Source organism: Fischerella sp. JS2, assembly GCF_032393985.1.
Lineage (GTDB): Bacteria > Cyanobacteriota > Cyanobacteriia > Cyanobacteriales > Nostocaceae > Fischerella.
Genome location: NZ_CP135918.1, coordinates 5600469 through 5619555 on the forward strand (window position 1 = coordinate 5600469; position 19087 = coordinate 5619555).

The window sequence follows — 19087 nt, forward strand, 5'->3', positions numbered from 1 at the left end:
GGGGGTTTAGATGAAACTCCAACAATTTGAAGATGCAAAACAATTTTATGAGAGGGTGAAAGATTATTTGCTGATTCACGAAGCAATGCATAACGTGCAACTTGCACTTTGTCACGCCTTGATTCACAATCCGGAACGCTTCGAGGAAAAACCCTATTTAGCAATTGTGGAGGCGGACGGAGATATTATTGCAGTAGTAATGAAGACAAAGTCTCGGAACTTACTGTTGTCAATGATACACGATTTTGTGGCCATAGAGGCGATCGCTCAAAATTTACTATCTACCCAAAATTTACTACCAGGAGTCAACGGCCCGACGGCTGAGGCAAAAGCCTTTGCAGAGAATTGGCATTCCCTAACAGGTCAATCATACCAATTAAAAATGGCCCTGCGTGCTTTTCAACTAGAACAAGTTCAGATTATCTCTAAAGCAAATGGTTACTTACGTCAGGCAACACAAAGCGATCGCGAAATCCTCATCCGTTGGTTTGCAGCCTTTGTACTAGAAGCTTTGCACACTCCTCCCACAAATACCGAACGTGCTGTTGACAACCATTTGCAGCGCGGTACTGCTTACATTTGGGAAGATATAATCCCCGTCTCTATGGCTTGTCATACTGGTGTCACACCCAACGGTGCAGGAGTTAGTATGGTGTACACACCACCAGAATATCGCCAAAAGGGCTACGCTAGTGCTTGCGTGGCAGCTTTGAGTCAAATCTTACTTCAGCAGGGGTATAAATACTGTTTTTTGTTCACAGATTTGGCAAACCCAACTAGCAACCACATTTACCAAGCAATTGGTTACCGGGTTGTAGGTGATTTGTATGATTATTGTTTCCTGTCTGATTGAATTAGGATTTACAGTCAATTGAGGCTAGCGTTGAGTGAATTGTTTTAGAAAAAACGAACACAGATGCACACAGATGCACACGGATGATTTATCGGTGTGCATCGGTGGTCGATTTTCAAAACCTAATTTTTGCCATAGCTTTGATTTCTAACAGGTCTACTCATATAGGCGTCATGTCACAGTTTCATTCTGTTACGTTTACCGATATTGAAACGGCTGTGAAGCATCTTGCTGGTATTGCTCATCGTACCCCAGTTATAACTTCAACAACTGTAAATCAACGCACGAATAGTCAAGTTTTTTTCAAATGCGAAAACTTTCAACGCACAGGTTCTTTTAAATTTCGGCGTTGCTGAATAAAGGTATGTTTTAGGCAGGTAAGGGAACAGAACGATATTTGAGGTAGTGCAATAACAATCGAACAGAGTATCTCAGCATTTCCTCGGTTTTGGAATAACATAAAGTTTTACGATGAAGACGAGCCAAATAATGTCTAAGCCTTGTGTTTTCATTTTCGACTCGTGTCATGTAGGTCTTACTCACAATTTGGTCACCATCAGGAACAAAACAAGGGTAAACAGGGTATCCATCTGTGACGTAAAAATAACTCTGCCAACACTGGACAATGTTCCATAACTGTTGGAAAGTAGTCGAACTACGATCACCTAAAACCCAAGCAAGAATACCTTGAGTAAAGTGATTTACCGCCGTCCACAACCAGATTTTATTTTTTTTGAACCAATAAATGTTTCTAATTCATCTAGTTCTCCCACCTGCGGAATTTCCTTTGAATTTGGTGTATCCGCCAATTGTGTACCCACTCGTTTAACCCAATGAATAATGGTAGTATGATGAACGTTTTTCACCCTTTCAATTCCACGAAATCCCATACCATTGACGTACATTTTTAGGCATTCTTGTTTGATTTCATCCGAGTAGCCCCTGGGTGGTTTATAGACATCAATGAATTGACGACCACAATCACAGCAAATGTGATTCTGTTTACCTCTTTTCTTTCCATTCTTACGGTTATGACAAGATCCACAGCGTGGACATTCCATGATTAATTGACCTCAATTCATACCGCTATTATGCAACGCCTAAATTTCGTGGTGCATACAATGCACTCTTGCAGTTATCAGCAGATCAAAAACAAAAAGGTGTGATCACATTTTCATCGGGGAATCACGCTCAAGCGATCGCCTTAGCTGGAAGTTTGCTCAACATTCCCACAACTATAGTCATGCCAGAAGACGCCCCTAGTGTCAAATACTCAGCAACTCGTGGTTATGGTGCAGAGATAATTTTATATGACCGCAAGACTACAAACAGGGAAGAGTTAACTCAAACTTTGGCACTGGATAGAGGTCTAACAATTATCCCTCCCTACGACCATCCTCATATAGTCGCGGGACAGGGGACAGCAGCTAAAGAACTAGTAGAGGAAGTCGGTGGATTAGATTTACTGTTAGTGTGTTGTGGTGGTGGCGGCTTACTTTCTGGAAGTGCGATCACGGCTAAAGCCCTTTCACCCAATTGTAAAGTCATCGGTGTAGAACCAGAACGCGCTGACGATGCTACCCGTTCTTTTCACACTAAAACCCTCCACACTGTCAATAATCCTGATACCATCGCTGACGGTGCGCGGACTTCTAGTTTAGGTAAAATTACGTTTCCTCTAGTATTAAATTACGTCGATGACATGGTAACAGTATCTGAGGAAGCAATTGTTAAGACTATGCTCTTTTTATGGGAACGCTTAAAAATAGTTGTAGAACCTACTGGAGTATTAGCTGCTTCTGCATTATTAGAAGGTGTGATGAATTAACCTGACGCGAAGATTGGTGTAATTATTAGCGGTGGAAATGTAGATTTAACACAAGTTAGGAAATTATTTTCCTGTTGATTCTGAACTCGACTTTACCCATTTATCAATCCAGAGTTTATTGAACATATGTATAAAAAACAGCAAAAAGTTCCAAATCGCTCGCAAAATCAAACACAACAACAGAATTGACCTATGATTGTGAAACCGAAATATTTGGTAGTGTCACTGTTTATCTTGCTAGGAGGAATTTATCCTAGTGATGCAGTCTCCACACCCCCTGACCCGAAAATATTACACGTGATCAATCGCCTCAGTTTTGGCCCTCGTCCTGGAGATGTAGCGAAAGTCAAAACTTTAGGTATAGAAAATTACATAAAATCACAACTCTCACCAGATTCTATTCCGGAACCGCAAAGCTTGACAAATCAATTGTCACAGCTTGAGACTCTGAACATGAGTCCAGTGGAACTATACAGAGAATATGCGCCTGTTTTTAAAGCTCAACAACCAGCCCAGCAAGCCCTTCATGGGAAGGTACGATTAGTAATTCAACAGGCAGTCCAAGCACGCTTACTCAGGGCAACACAAAGCCCTCGACAACTGCAAGAAGTGATGGTGGATTTTTGGTATAACCATTTCAATGTTTATGCGGGCAAAGGACTGGATCGGTTGTGGATAGGAGTATACGAGCAAGAAGCCATTCGACCTTATGTACTGGGCAGCTTTCGCGACCTCTTGGAAGCAACAGCCCGCCATCCTGCCATGCTCTTTTACTTGGATAACTGGCAAAATACTGCTCCTGGTAGTCCTGGTGCGCGGGGAAGATTTCAAGGTATCAACGAGAACTATGCTCGTGAATTGATGGAACTCCACACCTTGGGGGTAGACGGTGGTTATACTCAACAAGATGTGGTTGCCTTAGCACGAATTTTAACAGGTTGGGGATTCCGTCGCGATCGCCAGACTAGTACTGGTTCAGGATTCTACTTTGACCCAAAGCGGCATGACTTTAGCGATAAGGTTTTCTTGGGACACACAATTAAGGGTAGCGGCGAAGCTGAAGTTGAACAAGCCTTAGATATCTTAGCTCGCAGTCCTGCAACTGCTCATCACATTAGTTATCAATTAGCTCAGTATTTCGTGAGCGATCGTCCTCCTGAAACTTTGGTAAAACGTCTACAAGAGCGCTTTTTAGCAACCAATGGTAATATTCGGGAAGTTTTAAATACCCTATTTCACAGTCCAGAGTTCTGGGATACGAGTAACTTTAATACAAAATTTAAAACACCATATCAATACGTGGTATCTGGAATACGAGCAACAGGTATCAAAGTTGAGAATTTTACTCCCCTGGCTAACACTCTAAAACAATTGGGAATGCCTCTCTACGGTTGCCAAACTCCCGATGGTTACAAAAACACACAAGAGGCATGGTTAAATCCTGATGCTATGACTCGCCGTCTTAACTTTGCCACTGCCTTAGCCAGTGGACGTTTACGGCTGGCAATGCCACTTAATCCAACTAAAAACAACCAACTAAGCCGCAATCAGCCAGTAGATGCCTTGCAATTAGCAAATACACTTGGCAATTCTTTTTCCAAAAAAACCCAAACTGCTATTGCTTCGAGTCCTCCTCAATTGCGGGCAGCATTAATCTTAGGCAGTCCAGAGTTTATGTATCGCTAGTTGGTTACAACCTTTGTCAAAGTTAGCTTTGAGCTAACAATTAGCTTTTAACCCCAAATTTATTTGAGGGCAAGATATCCGGTAGGTGCAAGACACTAATGTGATAAATTACACAACGAGGCAATGAAAATTTAACTCCTCCTACACCTCTACACCCAAACCACCCCCACACCCATTTTCAAGACAGATATGACTCACCAACCACCACCAACTAACTACTAACTACTAACTACTAACTACTAACTATATTTATGAATAGACGCGATTTTCTTTTCCATGCAGGTGCTTTTTCAGTTAGTACCTTAACAGCAGTCGGAACAAACGCTTGGTTAGCCAGATCCGAAACCCAAAACAGTAACCAGAAGCGTTTGATTGTTATCTTTCTACGTGGTGCAATCGATGGATTGAGTGTAGTAGTTCCTTACTCAGAGACTGCTTACTATCAGGCACGGTCAAAAATTGCTATTCCCAAACCTGGTAATGAAGGAGGAGTTCTCGATTTAAATGGTCATTTTGGGTTACATCCAGCATTGGCTTCCCTAATGCCTTTATGGCAACAGAAAACTCTTGCCTTTGTTCATGCCAGTGGTTCTCCTGATCCTACTCGTTCCCATTTTGATGCTCAAGATTACATGGAAAGTGGTACTCCTGGTATAAAGCGGACTACCGACGGCTGGATGAATCGTTTACTTAGAGTTTTATCAGGAAACTCGCCCATCAAAGCAGTAAGCGTGAGTGCGACAACACCGCGCATTTTATCTGGACAAATATCTGTGGCGAACTTGGACTTAAATAGAGCTGTTACCAAACCTTCACTGTTAGATCGTCCCCAAGTGGAAGCAGCATTTGAGCAACTCTACAATGGTCATGATCAGTTGAGTCAAACCTATCGAGAAGGCCAACAAGCACGTCAAGCATTAAAGGCCGACCTCAATGCCGAAATGGAAATGGCCAATAATGGTGCGCCTTTACCTAATGGTTTCGCCAAAACTGCCCTACATTTAGCACAATTAATGGTTAAAGACTCTCGAATCGAGTTAGGATTCATGCAATTGGGAGGTTGGGATACCCATGTCAATCAAGGTGGTAGTAAAGGAAAGTTAGCCAGAAACTTGGCACAACTAGGACAAGGCTTAGCAAGTTTAGTGAAGGGATTAGGGCCTGTTTATCAACACACTACTGTTTTAGTTATGTCTGAGTTTGGTCGTACCGTCAGCGAAAATGGCAATGGTGGTACAGATCACGGACACGGAAATGTCATGTGGGTGTTAGGTGGAAGAATTCGCGGTGGCAAGGTTTATGGAGAATGGCCAGGTTTAGGAACTAACCAACTTTACCAAGGCAGAGACTTAGCAATTACCACTGATTTTCGAGATGTGATTGCTGTAGTTTTAGAACATCACATGAATTTAAACGACGCTAAAATGAACCAAGTTTTTTCAAATTATATACCTACTAATAAGATTAATTTGATATAGATTATTTAAATAAATTACATGAATAATTCTCGCCTCATCAAAATTAGTAAATACCTTAGCAAACACCTCCGCCATCAACCAGAACGCATTGGTTTGAAACTTGCTCCTGGTGGCTGGGTTGCTGTTGATGAATTATTAGCAGCGTGCCAAAAAAATCAGTTTCCCATAACCCGTGCAGAACTCAATGAAGTTGTCGCTAACAACGATAAAAAACGCTTTTCTTTTGATTCTACAGGTGCTTTCATTCGTGCTAATCAAGGACATAGCACTGATGTTGATTTACAACTAGAACCTGTTTCTCCTCCTGATGTGCTTTATCACGGTACAGGACACGAATCTGTTGATTCAATTTTGCAAACAGGACTTAATAAAATGTTGCGTCATCATGTGCATTTATCAGCTGATATTGTTACAGCCAAAACAGTTGGTGCAAGACATGGTAAACCAGTAGTATTGATTGTAGATGCGGCGGCAATGTATGAAGCTGGTTATATTTTTTATTGTTCTGATAATGGAGTTTGGTTAGTTGATCATGTACCACCAGAATATTTGCAGAAAAATGAATAAACAGAAGTAGTCATGATGAAATGCATACAGCAATAATCAATAAAAAAACTTTCTTTCCTTGTGCTTCTTACTATCTGCCTCCTGCCTTTCTACAAAGTTTACTGGTGATGCATAATCTCAATAACCGTCTTCAACCAATCAATATAAATCTGTTCTCTACGTAACACCAACTCTAATACAAGTCTTTGCATAATCTGTTCACGACTCACATACTGATCGCCAAGCATGGGTAAATTAATCTTTTCACACTCAGTTAGTTTTTCAATACGTGCAGCTAGCTGCTGTTCTAGGAGTTGAACGATCGCTTCATTAGGTAAGTGCGCTGCGAAAAATAACTGAAGGAGTAACGGTTCTCTTAGTGTTGGTAAAGGCTGGGGAGATTGTAACCATCGGATGAATTCGGCTTTTCCCGCCTCCGTCACACTGTAGACTTTGCGATTAGGGCGATCACATTGAATCTCAATGCTACAAGTAATCCAACCCTGTTCCAGTAATTTATCAAGGGTTCTGTAAATCTGTGCTTGGTCTGCTGGCCACAAGTGAACAAGGTATTGATCGAAGCAGTTTGTTTTCAGTTCGTAGCCTGTCCTCTGTTCTTCCTGAAGCAGACCCATTATTGCATATGCTAGCGACATAGACGGTTTTCCGCAAGTAAAGTAGTTTAAGCTCTATCTGTCATTTCTGATATGGATGCTAATATAAGACTAATCATATATAAGAGTTATCTAGCACGGTAATCTTGATGACGGCATAAATTAACAAAAACCGTAACTATCTGGTTGTGGATTGAAAGAACTACCAACTTTTGCCGTTGAGGTTTTACAACATTGAATTGGAAGGTGAGGAAGTGGCGATCACCAATTTATCAGATGCGAAATCACCATTGAATTTGTTGCTAATTGCTGGCGTACCACTCAACCCACTCTACAAAATCATTCCAGCTACTGCAAACTATTGTAACGAGAGGATGGGTTCCATTGACTTCTAACATACTTATACAGCGAATACATCAACATCAATATCTGCGCGATTTGCGAAATAAATTGCTACACCTTCACCGGATGTTGCTGGATACAGAACGCATCAATTACGAACAGGTGCGTGGACGAGTATCGAACGGAGAATTACTCCGACTCGTCATCGAACATGAACAATTCGCTTGGTTGCATCGCATATCTGAAGTGATTGTGGAAATTGATGAAATGTTGCAAGCAGATAAACCGATATCACTGGAAGATGTCGAAAATTTGATTGCTGATGTTAGCGCACTGCTGACACCACAAGAGGAAGGAAATGCGTTTGCCAGAAAATACTACAATGCTCTGCAACGGGAAGCTAGCGTTGTATTGGCACATGCAGAGGTGTCACAACTGCTTGCATCCAAGTAATTGACACTACCCGATAAATCTATCGTGATAGGGATTGTTGGTTCAAAGAGTCTACCTTAAGTAAAAATAGGTAATATCGAATTACCTATTTTTACTGGGGGAGTTCATGTATCTCCTTTCTCACGGTTCGGGGTTTTACTACTCCCCCAAACCCCATGTTCTGAAAAGGGATCACCAAAGCTTATGGGACTTTTTGACCAAATTATCAATGCGATCGACAATCCTAGCCAGCAAGGCAGTACAGGGCAGTTGGGTGATATCGTCAATACTGTAAAGCAGCTAAGTAATCGGACTGGTGCAGATCCTTCTACCATGCAATCAGTTATTGGTATTGTAGGTAGTTATGTACGTTCTGCTTTGCAACAAAAGCAAGCTCATGGTGGTAACGCAGAAGCGCAAGCTGTAGTTAATCAATACGGCGGTACTTCTCCCAGTTCCCAAGCTGTAAACTCTCTATTTTCGCTAGGAATGCAACGACAGGTGGCTGAAACTGTTTCCCAGCGTACTGGCTTGGATGCTGGTATGATTGAGCAATTATTACCAGTGTTGGTTCCTATAGTCCTGAATTTTTTGAAAACAGGTGCAAGTTCCCAATTAGGTGGGAACTCTGTCTTGAATTCTTTCCTAGATGCTGACAATGATGGTGATGTTGATATTGCTGATGCGATGCAGATGGCAACTAGGTATTTAGGAAGATAAATATTTTACTTATCCATAACTCATAAATAATCGTACACAACAACGATTATTTGTGAGTCTTTCTTATAAATCTTTAAAAACTCTCTTCCAACCCCCCCTACTGATTAAGGAAGATGTAATTATTTACATAATATTTATTTATGTTTTGAATTGTGCGATCGCTTATATAAAAACATAAAACAGGCTTTGTGCAAAGCTTTCAAGTTGTAGATTTATTGAAATTTTGCACTCCCTAATTATTCCTTGCAGAAATTGAAATTAAATTAGAGGTTATTTATGAAATCAACCAGTGGTGCGTTATGGCTTCAGCCTAACGCATCTTACTTAAGATTTACTAATTATTACTTGTAGAAATTGAAATTAAATTAAAGCCACCACAGGAATGAATTTAATTTTTTAATTTTCTCTCTTACTTTTTGATATTCTTCCATATTTCCTTGTCTTAAATAAAGATTTGATGCTTGTTCATAATTTGATATTGCATCCTGTTTTTTATTTTTATTATCATAAAATTGACCCTTGTTTTTGTAAAATAAAGCATTGTTAGGATTAATTTGAATAGCTCGGTTAATATCTTTAATAGCACCTTCGTTATCATTTAGTTTATCACGGACTATAGCGCGATTATTGTAGGAAAAAGCATCATTAGGATTAATTTGAATAGCTTGATTATAATCTTTAATTGCACCTTGATAATCCTCTAAATCACCACGAGACCAACCACGATAGTAGTAGTAGTCAGCACCATTAGGATTGAGTTTAATCGCTTGATTATAATTTTCGATTGCACCTAAGTAATCGGCTAAATCGTGAAGAGACCTACCACGATTGTAGTGATAAGTATCAACATTAGGGTTGAGTGTAATCGCTTGATTGTAATCTTCTATGGCAGCTTGGTACTCACCTAAATTATAGTGACACATACCACGTCTATTGTAGTAATTAGCAACATTAGAGTTGAGTTTAATTGCTTGATTGAAATCTTCTATAGCAGCTTGATATTCACTTAAATTATAGCGAAATAAACCACGATTATAGTAATAATTATCATCATTAGGATTGAGTTTAATTGCTTGATTAAAATCTTCTATAGCAGCTTGATATTCACCTAAATTGTAGTGAGATAAACCACGATTGTAATAGTAATTAGCAATATTAGGATTGAGTTTAATTGCTTGATTGAAATCTTCTATAGCAGCTTGATATTCACCTAAATTGTAGTGAGACAAACCACTGTTATTATAGTAGCCAGTATCATTATGGTTGAGTTTAACAGCTTGTTGTTCAGCTTCCTTTTTTTTATGATAAGAATTTACTAAGAATTCTCGGGCAATAGCTTGCAAAAGCAAGTTTCCAGGATTGTTCTTACGTGCAGCACGTAATAGTTTTCCAACCCACCCCTCTGATTCTGCTCTTTTTATTAAGTTGAAGACAACAGTTTCTAAATTACCTTCTCCTGCAACTACTTCTAGATTTTTATTTAATTCAAATGATAACATCTGCTCTAATAATGCTTTAGTAGGGAAAGCATTAATCAAAGCTTCTTGTAGTCCCTTACGCAAATCAGAAGATAAGTTCATATTTTAAATCCAACTATTTCGATGCTTAAAAAGTAGGCATATTAGGAGTTTTTACCCTTGCTTGATAACTATATGAGGAAAATCTCTAGCTTTTTTTGCTGCTAACTTTTCTATTTTGTTTTCAAGACTGGTATTGACCCTTGTGAAGGATTTTCTAGCATAATGGCAGTCCTACCTTCTTTAAAGGCTCTTTGGAACACATCTTGACTACCAGAATTTTTGTAACCCAACCCGTCATAAAACCCTTGAGCAAATGCGATCGCTGCTTTGTCTTTTATTGGGTTGTTCATACTAATAACATAATTAATATGCTGCCTAATCGCCTCAGCAGGTTGTTGTGAATAACAAGCGTTCAGCAACACGCATTGAACATAATCAGTGTGTAATTCAAAAAGTGATGCTAAACCTTCAGGTGAAACTGGTTTATTGTTTCCCCCATCATCTTCTAACACTAAGCTGCCATCTGCTTGGCCATGTCCACAAAAATGAACAATTTGAGGTTGTTCTTCTGCGATCGCGCGACGAATATCTTGAGGACGTACAGCAGTTCTCAGACGAATTTCAAATAAATTTCGTCTTAGAGATCGTCGTATAGCTTCCTCGATTTCTCGAATCTCTTTATCCAAACGTAATCCATGAGGAATAGCTGCCAAAATTAATATTTTCTGCTGCTGATTTGGTTGTGTAGGAGGTTCGGGAAAAGGAGCAGGTGGTACTATGAATGAGCTTTCTGTTAACAGTTCTTCCGTAATAGCTTTTAAATTGGAGTTTCCAGGATTTGACTGACATGCAGCACGAACTAAATTTTCAACCCATCCCTGAGAATCTGCTACTTTGATTAAATTAAACACAACTGTTGCTAAACTACCTCCTCCAACAATTGCATCTAGGCTTTTATCTAATTCAAATGACAACATCTGCTCTAGAGATGCTGTAGTTGGAAAAGCATCAATTAAAGCTTCTTGTAGTTTTTTACGTTGTGGACCAGATAAACCCATACTTATCAACATCCTATATTTTCAATACAAGTTGAGAATGATTGTGGTTGGTTGCAAGCGATCGCTGAACCACCCGATTACGGCTTAGTTACTTTGTCTGTGTTCACAATCTCACCAGCTTCAAAATCAGATGTAGAAGCATCGTTAATTTTCAGCCATTGCTCAATTAGTTCTGTCACTACTTGGCTCATCTTTAGTCCCCTCAGAGCGCAAGTCGAGTGGAACTGTCGCTTAAGATCATCCGGGATACTAATGTGCATAGATAAATAAACGATAATGGTTACAAGAATCTACACAAAACTACAAATGAACAAAATTGAATTCCAGAAAAACCCTCGGCTAATTCCTACCTTGTCGCGGTTTCCTGGTTAATCGCTTAATTATATGTGCATAAGCGATAATACTATTTGCACAAAATCACAAATGTACAAACCTATATTCTTATAGGGGTAAACAAGATCAATTTATGCACTTACGGGTAAATTCCTGTATGTATAATTGTGAGTTTATACCGTTTCAATATCAGTCTGATAACATTTGGCGACTAGTGGTTCATCAAATTGATTTTGATAGGTGAGCCAGATCCCCGACTTTTCAAAAAAGTCGGGGTCTGACGCCTGACAAAGAGTCAAAAGCTATGTGGTCGAGTACTAGGCTACTACTGGACTAGATGAGTTGAACAATAAATAAGGCTGGAATTTTTTAAGGTTCCTCCTAAATGAGAATTTGTTGAGAAATCCATAATTTATTGCTCATTCACCTTTCATCTTTTTATACCAAGTTTCTTAGAGTTCAATCATCTTTCAGCACAATCTACAGGACGTAATCATAATCAAGTTACATCCTTTAGCCCTGCTTCTACTAGCTAAAAACTTGATTGTGATTTTATAATTGCGAAAATTAATCGATGAGTTCTTTCAAACTTGACCAACTTCTCACTAATTTACAGACTGTAATTACTTATCAGGATTTAGCAACTGGAGAGGTTCTTTTTTATCAGAACGATCCTGCGACAGCAATCTTTGCAGTAGAATCTGGACGAATTAAGCTGGTTCATTATACGGAAGCAGGAAAAACTGTTATATCAAGTTCGGTTAATCACTTAGAATAAAAAACCTCACAAGAACAGCCCCTTCACCCCTAATCCCCACTCCCTTAGGGGAGTGGGGCCCCCGAGTTCCCCAGAGGGGACCCCCCATCCCCTCTCCTTAGCAAGAACAGGGGTGCCGAAGGCGGGGTGAGGTAAAAGGGAATTGTAAGTAATCATGCGAACTTGATATTAATCATTACTCTATTTCAGTTGGAGAGTACTTTGCTGAAGTTGCACTGTTTAATAATGTTTATGTTTGCACAGCGATCGCAGAACTCCCCTCACGAATAATTTCGTTCCCCAAGCAGCTATTTTTAACTGCACTACAGCAGAATTATGACTTGTCAAGTACTTTTACAGAACAACTAGCACGTCGATTGCACTACACAAAGCTGCTGGAGTTGCGGGGTATTCGTTCTGCTAGCGCTCGGGTAATGCACTACCTGCGTGTGATTGCTTCTCCCAATCAGAAAACAGTCAAGTTAGATCGCCCTTTAAAAGAAATTGCTAGCGATATCGGTATCAGTGCCGAAGTTTTATACCGTACTTTGAAGAAACTACAAAGCGATCGCTTAATTACTAGAATCAAACGCAAAATTACTATTAATAAGTGATGATAAAGCTTACACCATATGAGCAGATATTTTATTAATTCTTCAGAAACTTAATTAGTTTTAATATTAGTGGTCATATTAACATCAGACTGAAACACTAGACAGAATTTCTATCGTACCTTCTGGCAAAAAATTCAGTTAATTGCATATATGATTATTGGTTAAAAATTAATATTGTTTATGTAAAGCAGAGATATGAATTGTAAACATATATGAAAACATGATTCTAGTCATGTGAATTAAATAGCCAAGAAGATAAGCTCAACCTGATAAGGATTTCTTTCAACTACCTTGCCCTTGTCTATCGATCTTCAATTTCAGTTTGGCTAATAGCTACTCAGAGGTCAGTACATTGGATGAAATAAATTCGTTTACTAGACTGCATGAGAAGTCTTAGATACTTCTGTGCTGGTTTGATGCAACTATGAATTTTCTGCACATTGACAATTTCAGGTATGAATTCTATTGTGATTTGGTGCCGAATGGCGAATGCTACCTTTGGTTATGCCACACTTAACCGAATTAGTAGCGATCGCTCTCGGTAGAATCATTACAACTTTTTCTACACTTACACTGGCTGAATAATTCAAATTAAACACTCTTAAGCCAACGGCTGATGCTAGCTAGCACAAATAATTTTTTAGAGTCGATCCTAATATTTTTATGGAACTCAAAGATTTCTTTGCATTGTTGCATCCTGCACTAGCAGTTGGGTTTGTTTTTCCTCTAATTGGTATAGTTGTGAATTTTGCTTGGCAGGTTCGCCAACGTCGCCTGCAAACTGTATCTGGGGGTAAAAGTAAAATTCCTCCCGTTGTTGGCAAAGAGCATGTTCAGTTAGGACGAATTTTGAGTGGGGCTGTGGTGACAATTACTTTGCTAGGGCTTGCTTACTCAATTTTTGCCAAAATGCTTGAAAGTCAAGTACGGACAACCGAACCTCTGCGTTTCATCTTTGTAATTGCTATATGTGTCGCCACCGCTTCCTCTGTGTTCATCCTTTATATGGCAAAAACACGGGCATGGCGATGTATATTTGCTACTTTAACAGGGATGGGGTTAATTTTGTTGGGTTCTCAGCCAGAAGTTTTTCGCAGAGGAAATGAGTGGTACGTATCTCACTATTACTACGGTATCACTGTTGCTATGCTAATGATTTTTTCGTTAGCGATTGTACAAGAAATCTACCAGGATCGGACTAATCGCTGGCGGATGGTTCACATTTTTTTGAACTGCATTGCTGTTTTATTGTTCATTGGACAAGGAATAACCGGAACACGAGACTTACTAGAAATTCCCCTTAGTTGGCAGGAATCATATATACAACAGCTTTATGAGCAGCAGTGTCAGACAAAACCATGTACGATTCACTTTAATACTCCACCTGGTAAGCTTTAATTTGCTTTTTCCAAGGGTTTGATGAGAATATCACATTTATTATTTATACCGCCACAACTGTATTTGTTGCTTGCTGCCTTCATCTTTGGCGATCGCTTCTTGATCTTTGTGTATTTCTGGTTCTTGATATTGTGCTTTATACTCACCAAATTGCTGGATCAGTTTAGCAACTAAGCCTGTCCATCCTGTTTGATGACTAGCTCCTATTCCGGCTCCATTATCACCATGAAAGTACTCATGGAATAAAATTAAATCCTGCCAATGGGGATCAGTTTGAAATTTCTGTGTTCCACCATAAACAGGTCGTTGACCAGACTCATCTTTTAAAAAAATTCTGGTTAACCTTTGAGATAATTCTGATGCGACTTCCCAAAGTGTGATCATTTGACCAGAACCTGTAGGACATTCTACTTTGAAATCATCCCCCAGGTAATAATGAAATTTTTGCAGAGATTCAATTAGTAAGAAATTCACCGGAAACCAAATCGGACCACGCCAATTAGAATTACCACCAAATAAACCACTACTAGATTCAGCCGGTTCATAATCTACACGAAATTGGCAACCATTGACATTAAAAATGTAGGGATGTTCGGCGTGAAATCTCGACAGGGCGCGAATTCCGTAGGAACTTAAAAACTCGCTTTCATCCAGCATTTTTTGCAAAATACTTCTTAGCTTATCCCTAGAAACGATCGCTAGTAATCTTCTCGCACCGATTCCTTTAGTTTCCATACAAGCTACATTTTGCCGTAGGTCAGGACGATTTTGGATGAACCATTCCAACCGCTTTTTAAAGCCGGGAAGCATATTTAAGGTTTCTGGTTCAAGTGTTTCAATGGCAAATAAGGGAATTAATCCCACCATTGACCGCACTTTTAAGGTAATCTGCTTTTGCGGTAAATGCAGTACATCATAGTAAAAACCATCTGATTCATTCCATAAACTAGCTTCCAATTCACCAATTTTGTTCATTGCATCGGCAATGTAGAGGAAATGCTCAAAGAATTTGGTGGCAATGTCTTCGTAAATAGGATTAGTCTTGGCTAATTCTAAAGCAATCGCTAACATATTTAAACAATACATTCCCATCCAACTTGTACCGTCAGATTGGTCAATATGTCCGCCTGTAGGTAAAGCTGCACTGCGATCAAATACACCAATATTATCTAACCCTAAAAAGCCTCCTTGAAAGACATTATTACCCTCAGCATCCTTACGATTTACCCACCAGGTAAAATTGAGCATGAGCTTCTGAAATACCCGCTCTAAAAACTGTCTGTCTGCTCGTCCATATATCTTCTGTTCAATCTTATAAATTCGCCAAGTTGCCCAAGCATGAACAGGCGGATTAACATCACTAAATTTCCACTCATAGGCAGGAATTTGCCCATTAGGATGCATATACCATTCCCGCGTTAAAACATCCAATTGATACTTAGCAAAATCCGGATCAATCATTGCTAAAGGAATTGCATGGAATGCTAAATCCCAAGCAGCAAACCAGGGATATTCCCATTTATCAGGCATAGAAAGAATATCTTCATTGTAGAGATGAAACCACTCTTGATTTCTACCATTTTGACGTTCAGGCGGAGGGGTTGGCGTGTTGCGATCGCCTTTGAGCCAATTCTCTACAATATAGTGGTAAAATTGCTTACTCCAAAGCATCCCCGCAAAGGCTTGACGCTGCACATTCCGCATATCTTCACTCAAAGGAAATGGGGTAATGCGCTGATAAAATGCATCTGCTTCCTGTTGTCGCTTTAAAAGATTTCTATCAAATTCTTTGCCAAATGGCTCAACTAAATTAGGTACATTACTTAGCCGCAATTTAATAGTTTGATTTTCACCAGCACCAATATTTAATACATAATCAGCAGATGCCTTCGTACCAAATTTTTCAGGATTTACTGCTGATTTTTGACCATTGACGATATAGTCATTTATGGCATCTTTGACATAAGCGGATGGATTGGGAGAACCAAATAATCGCTCTGTATTTGTTTCGTTTTCTGTAAACAGAATTTCTGTTACTTCCTGGCAATACAACCACCGCTTTCCTAAACTTGGATGAAATGCTTCAATGATATTGAAACTATTACCTGATTGCATCTCTTTTAAAGTAGGTTTATCTGTATCTCCGTTCCAAGCCCAAGTATTACGAAACCAGAGGGTAGGTAACAGGTGCAGGGTCTTAGCTGCTGCACCCCGATTGATTACTTTAATTTGGATGAGAATATCTTCAGCAGAATACTTAGCGTATTCTACAAAAACATCAAAATAACGATTGTCATTAAATACGCCTGTATCTAACAATTCAAATTCTAGTTCTCGACGACTTCGGCGTTGATTTTCTGCAACTAATTGCGAGTAAGGAAAAGCTGTTTGCGGATATTTATACAGCGCCTTCATGTAGGAATGGGTAGGGGTATTATCTAAATAAAAGTAATATTCTTTGACATCTTCGCCGTGATTACCTTCACTGCCAGTTAGCCCAAAAAATCTTTCTTTGAGAATAGCATCTTCACCATTCCAAAGGGCGATCGCAAAACAAAGGCGCTGATGATTATCAGAAATACCAAAAATACCGTCTTCCCCCCAACGGTATGCACGAGAACGGGCTTGATCGTGAGTAAAATAGTCCCACGCAGTACCATGCGGGCTGTAGTCCTCGCGTACCGTTCCCCACTGGCGATCGCTCAAATATGGCCCCCATCTCCGCCAATGGGCGACGTGATTCAAAGCTTCTGCTAATCTAATTTCTTCTTGGGTTGGAATTGTCATAATTTCACCCTGTGCATATCTGCACTTTAGTTTAGTTAATTTGCTATTTGAAGTATCATCTTTTTGCTGGAAACAGGGCTGAAGTTCTGATGAGAATTGCTATGTGATTTGATGAATAAAAATTTAGAGTCAACTTAGGGAAAACTTATATAGCAGTCCGAAATAATTCATAGACAGCTATATCCCCTACTTCTCCACAATCCGCATTGTGTGACCATCGGGATCTCTTACCAAAAAACCTTTATTAAAACCCAATCTTTGTCCAGGAATCGCCACGACACCAGGAGAAACAAACTCATATTTGTTCATTCGTAATCGTACCACACGCAACCGCACGCCAAACAATCCTTGCAGTTGTTCGTATAAAGCACTTGTCATCCCTACAGACTCCACTGCTAAACGGCTGATTGACTAGTTAATGGTTTAGCTGCTACTGCTAAATTACTAGAGGGAAAATTAGCTCGATAGGTATCAGCCGAAATTTGAGGTGCAATTGCGATCGCACTCAAAGTCAAAAAAGAGGGCGTTGCTGAATAAAGGTATGTTTTAGGCAGGTAAGGGAACAGAACGATATTTGAGGTAGTGCAATAACAATCGAACAGAGTATCTCAGCATTTCCTCGGTTTTGGAATAACATAAAGTTTTACGATGAAGACGAGCCAAATAATGTCTAAGCCTTGTGTTTTCATTTTCGACTCGTGTCATGTAGGTCTTACTCACAATTTGGTCACCATCAGGAACAAAACAAGGGTAAACAGGGTATCCATCTGTGACGTAAAAATAACTCTGCCAACACTGGACAATGTTCCATAACTGTTGGAAAGTAGTCGAACTACGATCACCTAAAACCCAAGCAAGAATACCTTGAGTAAAGTGATTTACCGCCGTCCACAACCAGATTTTATTTTTTTTGAACCAATAAATGTTTCTAATTCATCTAGTTCTCCCACCTGCGGAATTTCCTTTGAATTTGGTGTATCCGCCAATTGTGTACCCACTCGTTTAACCCAATGAATAATGGTAGTATGATGAACGTTTTTCACCCTTTCAATTCCACGAAATCCCATACCATTGACGTACATTTTTAGGCATTCTTGTTTGATTTCATCCGAGTAGCCCCTGGGTGGTTTATAGACATCAATGAATTGACGACCACAATCACAGCAAATGTGATTCTGTTTACCTCTTTTCTTTCCATTCTTACGGTTATGACAAGATCCACAGCGTGGACATTCCATGATTAATTGACCTCAATTCATACCGCTATTATGCAACGCCTCATTAATACAAAAATCAAGCACAGCTGCTGTAGAAGCATCTGTACACATACGTAACAGATAAGAATACATTCCTGGGATGGCGATATTTGCTACTTCAAACCAAACTTGGAGTTGGGATTGTTGATATAACCATTGCAGCAGAGATTGGTTTGATAGATACTGCCACAAAGGTTCTCCCAGATGCTGCCAAAGATTTTCCCAGATTAGTACGATTATATTTCCTCCTGGTTGCTGGGCGAGAAATTGCAATAATAATTCATCGCGTAGCTGCTGTAATTGCTGTTGTTCTGACTCTGATGTACTAGGCAATAGCCAAATCAGTCCTACCCAACCTTGAGATTCTTGAAACTGCTTGCGCTGCATTTTTACTTCTAGTTCCTGCCATAGTTTTGCTTCTAACTGCTTTTTCATCTGGTTTTCTAGTTCCATCGCAAATATAATCAGTATGGGTGCGCCAACCTCTTGCGCCATCTGGCGGGGTGAGTCTGCTGCCAAAATTTCTGACTTTGCTGCAAATGGACTATTTAAAAAGCGAATTTCAGGTTCTGGTTTACCCATAACAGCATAAGCTGTTGTGACTGCATCTGTCGCTTTTTGCTGATCAATTGGCTGTGTAGAGAGCGCAAGACTTCGCCATCTTTCTCGAATGACGGGAATTAATGCTTCTTGCTCTGGTGTGACTGTAGCAATTTGCGGTTGTGACATAGACACTACTAATGTAAGAATGTGGAATGTGAAGTTATTATTACTATCTTCCTAATTTCCTAGCTTGACCTCTAGTCTTTAAACCCTATTTTTCAGATTGGCACATAAGTAGGTAAAATCCGTCACTCTTAGCTAA

The 19087-nt window shown here is 39.6% G+C and carries 17 protein-coding genes and 2 pseudogenes; 11 read left to right on the forward strand and 8 right to left on the reverse strand.

Going from position 1 to position 19087, the window contains the following annotated elements:
- Positions 1-10: 10 nt before the first annotated feature.
- Positions 11-853 (forward strand): GNAT family N-acetyltransferase, encoded by an 843-nt coding sequence (locus RS893_RS23835; RefSeq protein WP_102150719.1) that lies wholly within the window; start codon positions 11-13, stop codon positions 851-853.
- A 173-nt stretch (positions 854-1026) separates the two neighbouring features.
- Positions 1027-1200: pseudogene (locus RS893_RS30570) on the forward strand (pyridoxal-5'-phosphate-dependent protein); the annotation flags it as partial.
- A gap of 22 nt (positions 1201-1222) precedes the next feature.
- Here the strand turns inward: RS893_RS30570 and RS893_RS23845 are convergent.
- A protein-coding gene (locus RS893_RS23845) for an IS1 family transposase (RefSeq protein WP_315784082.1) occupies positions 1223-1914 on the reverse strand; the annotation gives its coding sequence in 2 pieces (ribosomal slippage) (positions 1223-1590 and positions 1590-1914; 693 coding nt in all).
- A gap of 41 nt (positions 1915-1955) precedes the next feature.
- On the opposite strand from RS893_RS23845, the pseudogene RS893_RS23850 reads away from it, so the two are divergent.
- The 4 genes and pseudogenes from RS893_RS23850 to RS893_RS23865 all read left to right on the forward strand — a co-directional run.
- Positions 1956-2759 (forward strand): annotated as a pseudogene (locus RS893_RS23850) (pyridoxal-phosphate dependent enzyme); the annotation flags it as partial.
- 114 nt (positions 2760-2873) lie between these two features.
- Positions 2874-4367, forward strand: coding sequence for a DUF1800 domain-containing protein (locus RS893_RS23855; RefSeq protein ID WP_315788160.1), 1494 nt, complete (start codon positions 2874-2876; stop codon positions 4365-4367).
- A gap of 251 nt (positions 4368-4618) precedes the next feature.
- Positions 4619-5845 (forward strand): DUF1501 domain-containing protein, encoded by a 1227-nt coding sequence (locus tag RS893_RS23860; RefSeq protein WP_315788161.1) that lies wholly within the window; start codon positions 4619-4621, stop codon positions 5843-5845.
- A gap of 18 nt (positions 5846-5863) precedes the next feature.
- Complete coding sequence (locus RS893_RS23865; RefSeq protein WP_315788162.1) at positions 5864-6412, forward strand: RNA 2'-phosphotransferase; 549 nt, start codon at positions 5864-5866, stop codon at positions 6410-6412.
- Between the two features lie 98 nt (positions 6413-6510).
- Here RS893_RS23865 and RS893_RS23870 read toward each other — a convergent pair whose 3' ends face one another.
- The gene (locus tag RS893_RS23870; RefSeq protein ID WP_315788163.1) at positions 6511-7047 is read right to left on the reverse strand and encodes a PadR family transcriptional regulator; all 537 of its coding nucleotides are present in this window, start codon (positions 7045-7047) and stop codon (positions 6511-6513) included.
- A 342-nt stretch (positions 7048-7389) separates the two neighbouring features.
- Here RS893_RS23870 and RS893_RS23875 point away from each other — a divergent pair, with 342 nt between their 5' ends.
- On the forward strand, positions 7390-7800 hold the full coding sequence (locus RS893_RS23875; RefSeq protein ID WP_315788164.1) for a hypothetical protein: 411 nt from the start codon (positions 7390-7392) through the stop codon (positions 7798-7800).
- Positions 7801-7983: 183 nt separating this feature from the next.
- A complete protein-coding gene (locus RS893_RS23880; RefSeq protein ID WP_315788165.1) occupies positions 7984-8499 on the forward strand; it encodes a DUF937 domain-containing protein in 516 nt (171 codons plus the stop codon).
- A gap of 365 nt (positions 8500-8864) precedes the next feature.
- Here the strand turns inward: RS893_RS23880 and RS893_RS23885 are convergent, their stop codons facing one another.
- Positions 8865-10079, reverse strand: coding sequence for a tetratricopeptide repeat protein (locus RS893_RS23885; protein ID WP_315788166.1), 1215 nt, complete (start codon positions 10077-10079; stop codon positions 8865-8867).
- Positions 10080-10189: 110 nt separating this feature from the next.
- The gene (locus tag RS893_RS23890; protein ID WP_315788167.1) at positions 10190-11089 is read right to left on the reverse strand and encodes an effector-associated domain EAD1-containing protein; all 900 of its coding nucleotides are present in this window, start codon (positions 11087-11089) and stop codon (positions 10190-10192) included.
- An 895-nt stretch (positions 11090-11984) separates the two neighbouring features.
- Between RS893_RS23890 and RS893_RS23895 the strand changes: the two genes are divergently transcribed.
- The 3 genes from RS893_RS23895 (at position 11985) to RS893_RS23905 (ending at position 14179) form a co-directional block, all read left to right on the forward strand.
- Positions 11985-12188 carry a cyclic nucleotide-binding domain-containing protein gene (locus RS893_RS23895; RefSeq protein WP_315788168.1) on the forward strand — a complete coding sequence of 68 codons (204 nt, stop codon included), beginning with the start codon at positions 11985-11987 and terminating at the stop codon, positions 12186-12188.
- Between the two features lie 320 nt (positions 12189-12508).
- Positions 12509-12781, forward strand: coding sequence for a Crp/Fnr family transcriptional regulator (locus RS893_RS23900; protein WP_315788169.1), 273 nt, complete (start codon positions 12509-12511; stop codon positions 12779-12781).
- 663 nt (positions 12782-13444) lie between these two features.
- On the forward strand, positions 13445-14179 hold the full coding sequence (locus RS893_RS23905) for a DUF4079 domain-containing protein (protein ID WP_315788170.1): 735 nt from the start codon (positions 13445-13447) through the stop codon (positions 14177-14179).
- Between the two features lie 39 nt (positions 14180-14218).
- Here the strand turns inward: RS893_RS23905 and RS893_RS23910 are convergent, their stop codons facing one another.
- The 4 genes from RS893_RS23910 to RS893_RS23925 form a co-directional block, all read right to left on the reverse strand.
- Positions 14219-16966 (reverse strand): MGH1-like glycoside hydrolase domain-containing protein, encoded by a 2748-nt coding sequence (locus RS893_RS23910; protein WP_315788171.1) that lies wholly within the window; start codon positions 16964-16966, stop codon positions 14219-14221.
- Positions 16967-17152: 186 nt separating this feature from the next.
- Positions 17153-17344 (reverse strand): hypothetical protein, encoded by a 192-nt coding sequence (locus tag RS893_RS23915; protein ID WP_315788172.1) that lies wholly within the window; start codon positions 17342-17344, stop codon positions 17153-17155.
- Between the two features lie 168 nt (positions 17345-17512).
- Positions 17513-18204 (reverse strand): IS1 family transposase gene (locus tag RS893_RS23920; RefSeq protein WP_315784082.1). Its coding sequence is split into 2 segments (ribosomal slippage): positions 17513-17880 and positions 17880-18204, totalling 693 coding nucleotides; the frame shifts between segments, so codons are not numbered across the junction.
- A 12-nt stretch (positions 18205-18216) separates the two neighbouring features.
- Positions 18217-18951: a hypothetical protein gene (locus tag RS893_RS23925; RefSeq protein ID WP_315788173.1), complete on the reverse strand. Its 735-nt coding sequence runs from the start codon at positions 18949-18951 to the stop codon at positions 18217-18219.
- Positions 18952-19087 lie beyond the last annotated feature (136 nt).